We start from the raw sequence: 1,020 nt of genomic DNA, 5'->3' as shown, positions 1-1,020 counted from the left end.
GCCAAGCGCGAATATAGACCATGTGTCTCATGTCCGTCACCGGGTTGATTACATGCCGGTGACACACGAATGCCTTGATGACATCAGCCAGGTCATCCCTTTCGGGAAAGGCAGGCCCAACGCGTAGTCCGAGTTCCCGATGCTCGTCTGTGCGGTGTTGTGTAAAGTGTATACGCGCTCGGTTACGTGCTTTATAGCCCTTTAACGTATCTTTCAGTGCCTCGGTAACGTCCCAGCAGTTTTGAGACCAGTCGACGGCGCCCAATGGTTGAGAGGTCTTGTGGAGCGCGATGAACTGGCGCCGAGCTGCAATGCAGCTCTCCGCTCGTGGGTCAAGCTGTGCCACCGACGCGAGCTGGGGCACGATACCGCCCAATGATGAAGTCGAAATCGGCTCGACCCGCAGGTTACTCAGGTTGTCACGCATCGGTCAGCTCCTTAATCAGGCGCTTGACATGCGCAAGACCGATTATGGCAAGGTCGAGGAGGCCGGCCATTCTGCGCTTCGCAACGGTCCCGGCCTTTCGAAGCTTTTCGCGGCGAGTGAGCAAGTCCCGTTGAAGCACGTCGTGTTCTACGTCGGAGAAGGGGCGATACATCTCGCATCCTCCGTAGCATGAGTACGGTGGATGAAGCGCGCACGGCGCGTTTTCCTGCGCGCATTCGCCGAGCGTGTGGAATTGTCCGTCGTCAGTGACGTAAGAAACGCTTTTCAGATTGAGCCTATCAGTCGACGGCTTCGGGATAGCGCCCTGGAAAGCATTGAAGAACGGCGCATAGCTGTCGGCAAGAGCGGCGTCAAGCGCCTCGACGGTCCCACGAGTCGCGTCGGTGTAAATTCCCACGTTCTGCAGGTCTTCGTGGTCGAGAAAGCTGGCAATCTGTTCAGCTGAGTAACCTTCGCGCGCGAGCGCAGTCGCGGCACTCCTGCGAAGCCGCGTTGCGAAGACCTTGAGTGGGCGTTGCGTCCGTGGCGATATGACGCCGTAACGTTTGGTGGCGCGCTGCAGTATGGCAGCT

The 1,020-nt window shown here is 58.2% G+C and carries 2 protein-coding genes; both read right to left on the bottom strand.

Annotation, left to right across the window (positions count from 1 at the left end; genetic code table 11):
• A partial coding sequence (locus tag ACWERV_RS36875) for a hypothetical protein (RefSeq protein ID WP_452941276.1) occupies positions 1–427 on the bottom strand: 427 nt, incomplete at its 3' end.
• On the bottom strand, positions 420–1,020 hold a 601-nt coding region (locus ACWERV_RS36870; RefSeq protein ID WP_452941274.1), incomplete at its 5' end, for a tyrosine-type recombinase/integrase. The genes ACWERV_RS36870 and ACWERV_RS36875, both read right to left, overlap by 8 nt.

It is taken from the genome of Streptomyces sp. NPDC004031 (genome assembly GCF_053604375.1).
The sequence above is the reverse complement of the archived record's forward strand: the minus strand, read 5'-3'. Positions and strand labels throughout refer to the sequence as shown.